This is a genomic window from Enterobacter sp. EC_50 (genome assembly GCF_019584525.1).
Classification (GTDB): Bacteria; Pseudomonadota; Gammaproteobacteria; order Enterobacterales; family Enterobacteriaceae; genus Enterobacter; species Enterobacter roggenkampii.
Genome location: NZ_VDAF01000026.1, coordinates 60,747 through 68,600 on the forward strand (window position 1 = coordinate 60,747; position 7,854 = coordinate 68,600).

At 51.2% G+C, this 7,854-nt stretch carries 7 protein-coding genes; 6 read left to right on the forward strand and 1 reads right to left on the reverse strand.

Annotated elements, in window-relative coordinates; genetic code table 11:
* The first annotated feature begins 75 nt into the window (after positions 1 to 75).
* Positions 76 to 1,344, forward strand: a complete 1,269-nt coding sequence (locus FHC48_RS19305; RefSeq protein WP_059364514.1) for an OprD family outer membrane porin — start codon at positions 76 to 78, stop codon at positions 1,342 to 1,344.
* Between the two features lie 51 nt (positions 1,345 to 1,395).
* Here the strand turns inward: FHC48_RS19305 and speB are convergent, their stop codons facing one another.
* Positions 1,396 to 2,316: an agmatinase gene (gene speB, locus FHC48_RS19310; RefSeq protein WP_008499737.1), complete on the reverse strand. Its 921-nt coding sequence runs from the start codon at positions 2,314 to 2,316 to the stop codon at positions 1,396 to 1,398.
* A 449-nt stretch (positions 2,317 to 2,765) separates the two neighbouring features.
* On the opposite strand from speB, the gene FHC48_RS19315 reads away from it, so the two are divergent.
* From FHC48_RS19315 to FHC48_RS23850, 5 genes are all read left to right on the forward strand, one after another.
* Positions 2,766 to 3,326, forward strand: coding sequence for a fimbrial protein (locus tag FHC48_RS19315; RefSeq protein WP_008499738.1), 561 nt, complete (start codon positions 2,766 to 2,768; stop codon positions 3,324 to 3,326).
* Positions 3,327 to 3,389: 63 nt separating this feature from the next.
* Positions 3,390 to 4,124, forward strand: a complete 735-nt coding sequence (locus FHC48_RS19320) for a molecular chaperone (protein ID WP_008499739.1) — start codon at positions 3,390 to 3,392, stop codon at positions 4,122 to 4,124.
* A gap of 32 nt (positions 4,125 to 4,156) precedes the next feature.
* Complete coding sequence (locus FHC48_RS19325) at positions 4,157 to 6,739, forward strand: fimbria/pilus outer membrane usher protein (RefSeq protein ID WP_059364512.1); 2,583 nt, start codon at positions 4,157 to 4,159, stop codon at positions 6,737 to 6,739.
* A 6-nt stretch (positions 6,740 to 6,745) separates the two neighbouring features.
* Positions 6,746 to 7,768: a fimbrial protein gene (locus tag FHC48_RS19330; protein ID WP_220420567.1), complete on the forward strand. Its 1,023-nt coding sequence runs from the start codon at positions 6,746 to 6,748 to the stop codon at positions 7,766 to 7,768.
* A gap of 28 nt (positions 7,769 to 7,796) precedes the next feature.
* Positions 7,797 to 7,854 (forward strand): IS1 family transposase (locus FHC48_RS23850; protein ID WP_097491765.1); only part of this gene is annotated, 58 nt, incomplete at its 3' end.

Below are 7,854 nucleotides of genomic sequence, written 5' to 3' on the forward strand. Positions count from 1 at the left end.
CAAAGGTCACTTTTTCCGGTAATTATCCCCCCTGCAGTTATTCAATTAATATATCCAGAAAGAGACGTTCCCTCCGTGAAAAAAGAATTATCATTAATTGCTTTAAGTTTATTTTCCGCACTACCTGCCGCTGCAAGCCAGCAATCCGACAGCCAGGGTTTTATTGACGACAGCCATCTGGACCTGTTTTTACGCAATGCGTATATCAGCCGTGATTATCATCAGGGCCAGGAGGATAAAGCCGAATGGGGTCAGGGGATCATCGCCACGTTTGCATCCGGCTATACCGAAGGACCGGTTGGCTTTGGTGTGGACGGTATTGCTCAATACGGCGTGCGCCTGGACGGCGGCCGCGGCAAGAGCGGCGCGGGCGGCATCGACTTCTTTAAGCAGGAAGACGACGGCCGGGCAAAATCCGATCTGGCAAAGTTTGGCGCAACCGCCAAAATGCGCATCTCGAATACCGTACTGAGCTACGGGAATCAGCGACCAGAATTGCCTATCGTGAATGCCGACAGCTCCCGCCTGCTGTTTGAAAGCTATACCGGCACCATGCTGACCTCAAAAGAGATCGATGGTCTGGAAATCAACGCCGGTTATTTCACGGACGAGCAGCGTAAAAGTGACGACCGCCACGACAGCGGGCTGAAGAGCCTCTCCTTCGGCGGCGCGAGCTACCAGTTCAACGACCAGTTCAGCGGCGCGTTTTACGCCTCTCACAATGAAGAGGTGATGAACAAGCAATATCTGGGCCTGAACTTCAAACAGCCGTTCAGCACCGGGCAGCAGCTGGTGCTCGACTTCAACGGTTATAACTCCCGTCTGGACCAGAGTTATGCGGACAGCCTCGACACGGGCCGCAGCAACGCTATCTGGAGCCTGGCGGCGAGCTACATCTGGGATATTCACACGTTCAAAGTGGCGTACCAGCAGAGCAGCGGCAGCACCGGCTACAACTACGGCGGCTACCGCGACCAGGGCGGCGTGGGTGATGGCGGTAACACCATCTGGCTGGCAAACTCCTACTGGTCTGATTTTAACGGCGAAGATGAACGTTCCTGGCAGGCATCCTACGGTCTGGACTTTGGTGGCCTTGGCCTGCCGGGTCTGAGCTGGACCACCGCCTACGTGCGCGGGGACAACATCAAAACCGCAGAAACCAGCAACGGCAAAGAGCACGAGTGGTTTAATCAGATCCAGTACCAGGTGCAGGAAGGCCCGGCGAAGGATCTGAAACTGAAACTGCGCTATTCCGTACTGCGCGTCTCCAGTAACGCCAGCGATTATAACGTGGGCGGGGACGAGATCCGCGCTTACGTGGAATACCCGTTTAACGTCTTTTAAAGGCAATAAAAAACCTCTCCAGGGAGAGGTTTTTTTTACGCCAGAAGAGGCTTATTCGCCTTTTTTGGCTGCCTGGATGTAGAGCATTTCCAGAGCCAGGGTCGCTGCGGCCAGCGCAGTGATCTCGGACTGGTCATACGCAGGCGCCACTTCCACCACGTCCATCCCGACAATGTTGAGATCCTTCAGGCCGCGCACCAGCTTGATGGCACGGTCTGAGGTCAGGCCGCCGATCACCGGCGTACCGGTACCCGGTGCAAATGCCGGATCCAGGCAGTCGATGTCGAAGGTCAGATACACAGGCATATCACCCACGATCTGCTTCACCTGCGCGAGGATGTCATCAACACCGCGATCGTTAACCTGACCCGCATCCAGCACGGTGAAGCCGTTGTCTTTGTCGAATTCAGTGCGAATACCGATCTGCACGGAGTGGTTCGGGTCGATCAGACCTTCATTCGGCGCGGTGAAGAACATGGTGCCGTGGTCAAACTCACAGCCGTTGGCGTAGGTGTCGGTGTGGGCATCGAAGTGCACCAGCGCCATTTTACCAAAGTGCTTCGCGTGGGCGCGCAGCAGCGGCAGGGTCACGAAGTGGTCGCCGCCGAAGGAGAGCATGCGCTTACCGGCAGCCAGCAGCTTCTCGGCGTGGGCCTGCAGCTTTTCGCTCATCTCACGCGCGTCGCCAAAGGCGTACACCAGGTCACCGCAGTCCACCACGTTCAGACGCTCGCGCATGTCGAAGTTCCACGGGAAGCGGTTGTGCTCCCAGGCCAGGTTAGTGGAAACCTGACGGATCGCCGCCGGGCCATGACGCCCACCCGCACGGCCTGACGTTGCCATGTCGAACGGCACGCCGGTGATCACCCAGTCCGCGTCACTGTCGTACGGCTGGAAGTTCATCGGAAGGCGTAAAAAACCAAACGCGTTAGATACCAGAGAGTTATCGTACTGATGACCTAAAGTGCTCATGTCCTGTCCTCGTATCATAGATAGACGATCGTTGCTAAAGGTGAAAAAAAATCCCTTCCGCGTCGTTAAGCCCGACGAGGAAGGGATCGTTTCATATCGTAATGCTGTATGACGCTAAGAATAGCGCCTGAATCCATTAAATTCAAGCGACTCATAAATACAACATATATAGACAACCCATCCTATTCACCAAATAAAATCATAGCCATAAAAATATTATAATCTTTACAATCCATATATTTTCCAAGTGAATATTTAATTCATCCCACCATCTATTTCGCCCTTGTAATTCAAAGAAAAAAAACACCTCATACCATATTCATACATACATAAACAGCATGAGACAGTCTCAATTCAGAATTTATTTAGTTTCATCCTGTGGTTTTCTCTTTTTTTACTCCCTACAATCCCGCCGCTTTATTAAAATTTATGTCTAAATGGAATTATCTATGAACAAATATTTAAAAATTGGTCTTTTTACCATTCTGGCGGGAGCGGGTTCTGCAGCAGCGGCAGAAGATGGCACAATTACCTTTGACGGAACGATCAGTGACGCCACCTGTATTATTACAGGCGGTGACGCACAGGGTGAATCCACCTCTCCTGATTTCACCGTGCATCTGCCAAGCGTCAGCACCACCGCGCTGGCCACTGCGGGTCAGCGCGCGGGAGACACGCCATTCTTCATTAAACTGAGCGGCTCAAATTGCACCAACAACAAAGTCGCCAGCGTCTTCTTCGAACTGGCACAGAGCACCAATATCAACACCGCGACCGGTAACCTGAAAAACACCGTTACCACGGGTGGTGCCGATAAAGTTGAAATCGGTCTGTTAGATTCCAGCAAAGCTGTTTTAGATCTGAATACCGCAAACAATAACCCGAAAACAGCGGTCATTTCGGGTAATACCGCTCGCTTCGACTACTGGGCGCAGTACGTTGCCACCGGCGGTGCGGCAACGGCCGGTAAAGTCACCACTGACGTCATTTATTCCATTAAGTACCAGTAAGACCTTTGAGCAGTGGGAGTGATCCCACTGCTTTCCCTGCCACATTTAGGAACGTTGAGCCTGATGGTCAGTAATATTCTCAAAGTAATGTTAATGGTGACATTGACGTGGTTCCCCTGCGCCAACGCCACTATACAAATTTTAACAACTCGTGTGGCATTCAATGCAAACGAGAGTGAACAAACCGTTCGCGTAAATAACCTCAGTAAAAACCCGGAGCTGGTGCAGGTCTGGCTTTCCAGCACCGACAAAACCGATGGGACGGAGAAGGAGAATCTTCCGTTCTTTATCAACCCTCCCGCTGCGCGCGTTAACGGTCAGAAAGGGAAAGTTTTCCGTATATTCCAGACAGAGGAAGCCGCAGGAAAATACCCGAAAGATCGCGAAACCCTGCTCTGGCTAAACGTGCTGGATATTCCACCTGAACTGCCGGAAGAGGCGGATCGGAATCAGATAAAAATGGCGTTCCGCACGATGATCAAATTTTTCTATCGCCCTGCGGGCCTGAAAGGCAATCCCATGCAGGCGGGCGACGATCTGAAGTGGGAACTGCGTAAAGTGGCAAAGGGCTACGACGTGGTGGGAACCAATAATTCGCCTTTCCATGTGAGCATGACGAGCGTGTGGCTAACGAATGCCGACAATAAAGACATTGAGATCCCCGGTGACATGATTGTCCCTTATGGAACGCTGGTTTATCACTTTCCGCAGGTGAGCGCAGTGAGTGGACGCGGCATATTTAAATACAATTATATCACTGATTTAGGCGCATATATTAAGCGCACCTATAACTTTTAACTTTTTATACGTTCTACCTTTCGGAAGGTCAAATGTCCGCACGCCATAATAAATACAGGCTTCTCAAAAAAGCGAAAAGTACCCTTGGCCAGATAATGATTCTGGCATTGTGCATTTCAGGCCAGGTTAACGCAGAAACAGAAAAAAAAGCGGTAAACTTTTCTCGCGGCTTTATGAATTTCTATGACAGTGGATTAGACCTTAGCCAGTTCGACGGGGTAGATAAAATCCAGCCAGGTGATTACAAACTGGAAGTATTTAGCAACTTGCGGAAATTAGGAACCTGGCCCATTTCATTTATTCCGGCAAACAATACGCAGGGCGTAAATGCCTGCATGACGCCGGAAATGATTATCCGCTTTGATGTCGATACCAGCAAACTGCCGGAAAACTGGAAGACGGGCCGCTGCCTGATCCTCGAAACGCTTATCCCCGGCGCGACCGTCACCTACAACCAGGATGATGAGCGCCTGGATGTCACCGTTCCGCAGGCGATGCTGCTCAATACACCAGAGGGTTATATCAGCCCTGAACTATGGGATGACGGTGAACCTACCCTCATGGCCTCCTACGCGCTGAGTGGTTCAAGCACGCGCAACCGTGAGTTAGGTGAAACCAGCAACTATCTCTTTGGTAACCTGCAAACCGCTATGACGCTCGGTGCGTGGCGTTTTGTAACCTATGACACCCTGAACCTCGGCAATGATATTGAGGATGAAGGGGTCGATCATCTGCAGGCATTTGCCAGCCGGGGAATTGCGGCCTGGCAATCTGAAGTGGTGCTGGGCGATCTCAACACCAGCGGGGAGATGTTTGATACAACGGCCATTCGCGGCGTCAGACTCGCCACCGACGATCGCATGCTGCCGGATTCCGTGCGCAGCTATGCGCCTGTCGTTCGTGGTTTTGCCAACAGCAACGCGACGGTCACCATCAAGCAGTCCGGCAGTACCCTCTATGAAAAAGTGGTTCCCCCAGGCGAGTTTGCCATCAGCGATCTCTATGCAACGGGCTACAACGGCGATCTGGAAGTCACCGTCAAAGAGACCGATGGCACCATCAATTCCTTTACCGTCCCCTACTCCAGCGTTCCGCAGCTGCTGCGCGAAGGCTATTTTCGCTATTCGGTCTCCTCGGGGGAAATCCGCAACACATTTCTTGCCGATGATCCGTGGATGACGGAAGGCACGCTTCAGTACGGTTTGCTTAATAATCTGACCGGTTACGTAGGCGCTCAAACCGCGTTTGATGGCGATTACAACGCCCTGCTGGGTGGTGTGGCTATCAATACCCCGCTGGGGGCATTAGGCCTGGACGTTACCCGCTCTTATACGAACTTTAACTCCAGCACCGGGAGCGATGACTGCGGCTCACTGTGTGACATGTCCCTGCGTATCAGCCTTGCTAAAAATCTTTCCGAAACCGGGACAAATTTCAGCCTGGTGGGTTACCGCTACTCCAGTAAAAATTACTACTCGCTGTCGGATGCCGTCAGCGTGAAGCAGGCGCTGGAGCATGGTAACGACCGATATTTACCCGAACGCTATCGTGAACGCCTGGAAGCAAACATCAACCAGATGCTGCCTGCGGGTTGGGGAAGTTTCTACGTCAGTGGTTTTATCGGCAACATCTGGAACGATGAACTGGGCCGCACGGAAAAATCCAACTACGCGCTGGGATACAACAACCGGTTTGGCTCGTCGACCTGGGGCATTTCGCTTGGCCGAACCAACAATGAAGACGGTGGTCACGACGATACGATCTACCTGAGCGTATCTATGCCGCTCGGCCATCGTTATGAAAAACAGGCTCGCCTGGGAGCAAACTTTAGCTACAACAGTGATGAGGCCACCATCCGCACCTCGCTCAGCGGCTCGGCCGGCGAGCGATCGCAGTATGGCTTTAGCGGCTACTTCAGCGAGTCCAGCAGGCCGGAAACCAACTTCGGTACCAACCTGTCTTATGTGGGCGATAGCGCTTCCGGCGGCGTCGCGTTCAGCCAGTCCCTCCATAGCTTCATGGGCGGTCTGAACATGAACGGTGGCGTGGTTGTGCACCGTGGCGGTATCAATTTGACCCCAACGTTAGGCGACACCATTGGCGTGATAGAGGCCAAAGGCGCTGAAGGGGCAAGAGTTTACCCTGATTCAAATGCGGTCATTAAAGATAACGGCTACGGGATTGTCGGCTATCTGACGCCTTACAGATACAACGATGTCTTCATTGATCCAAAAGGTACATCAATGAGTGTCGATGTAGAGGATACGCGTAAGAGCATTGTGCCAACCGCCGGTGCCGCCGTGCATATCAAAATGGAAACACAGCAGAAGCAACAGACCTTTGTGCGCTTCACACATGCCTCCGGGCAAAAGATCCCCTTCGGCGCATCCATTACCGATGGTAGCAATACCACGCTCGGTATGGTCGGACAGGGTGGCCTGGCAATGCTGACCTTACCTGAACCTGGCAAGCCGATCGTTATTAAATGGAATAGTAATAAGGTGATGAACGCGTGCTCAGCAGAAGTCAATCACCTTTCTGATAACAGAAAACCCCGCAACATGAATAAAGCCGCCTCCTTTAATGCAATAGATATTATCTGCAAAGGCCTTTAACAGAAAATGAATAAATACATTACTACTCTGCTTTATCTCGTTTTATTATCCGTTTTATGGATGTTTACCCTTGAAGCAAAAGCCTCAGCGTGCAGACTCGAAGGCGTGGAAAAGGTTTTAAATATTACAGACGACATTACGTTAAACCCTGCGGATAAAGGCTCCACTGGAACGGTCTTATGGTCGAAAACGTATACTGCACCTAACATCAAATATATCTGTGATGAATCAACGCAAACGCAGTGGCACACCGCTTACAGCCGAAATTATCTCTCTTCCTCGGTAGATAAAGTCTATACAACCGAAATTCCGGGTATCGGTATTCGGATGAAATGGCCAGCCAACGCAGGGAACACCTGGGTGCCGGGTAACTCCGGCTCTCCGGTGACCTGCAGCCCGAGCTGTTCTATCGACAACAGCACCGTATTGGTAGAATTCGTGCAGACAGGTAATATTAATCAGGGAGAATCCGAGATCCCTGCCGGCGAAATGGTTAACGTAAAAGTCAAACCTTTGCTCACGCCAGAGGATGCGCTTCGTATTCTTACTATCAATTTCTCAGCGCCAATTAAAGTAAATACGCGTTCATGTTCCATTTATCCCTCGTCGACCAACGTCGATTTGGGGACCTACAGTATTGCTTCATTCCAGAATACGCTAAATTATCAAGGTGATAAAAAGGACTTTTCTATTACCATCACATGCCCGGAACAGGCACAAGTTGGCTTAACTTTCTCTTCCCTGATCAATACCAAATTCGCATCAATGAACGGTCTTTTGGGCGTCGAGACCGGCGAAGGCTACGCGAAAAATTTCGCGATTATGGTTTACGAAAAATCCAGCCCTTATGTCTCATCGGCCCTTGTTCTTGGAAAAGAATACCCTTTCCAGGTTTCATCCCGCTTAACTAAAAACTATCAGGCCCAGATATTCGTTCCTGCCGAGGTTAATCGCGAAAACTCATTAAGTGCTGGCAGGGTGGTCGGCGCAATTCAATACACCGGTGATGCTGCCAACTTACTGATTTAGTGTATGATGGTGTTTTTGAGGTGCTCCAGTGGCTTCTGTTTCTATCAGCTGTCCCTCCTGTTCAGCTACTGACGGGGTGGTGCGTA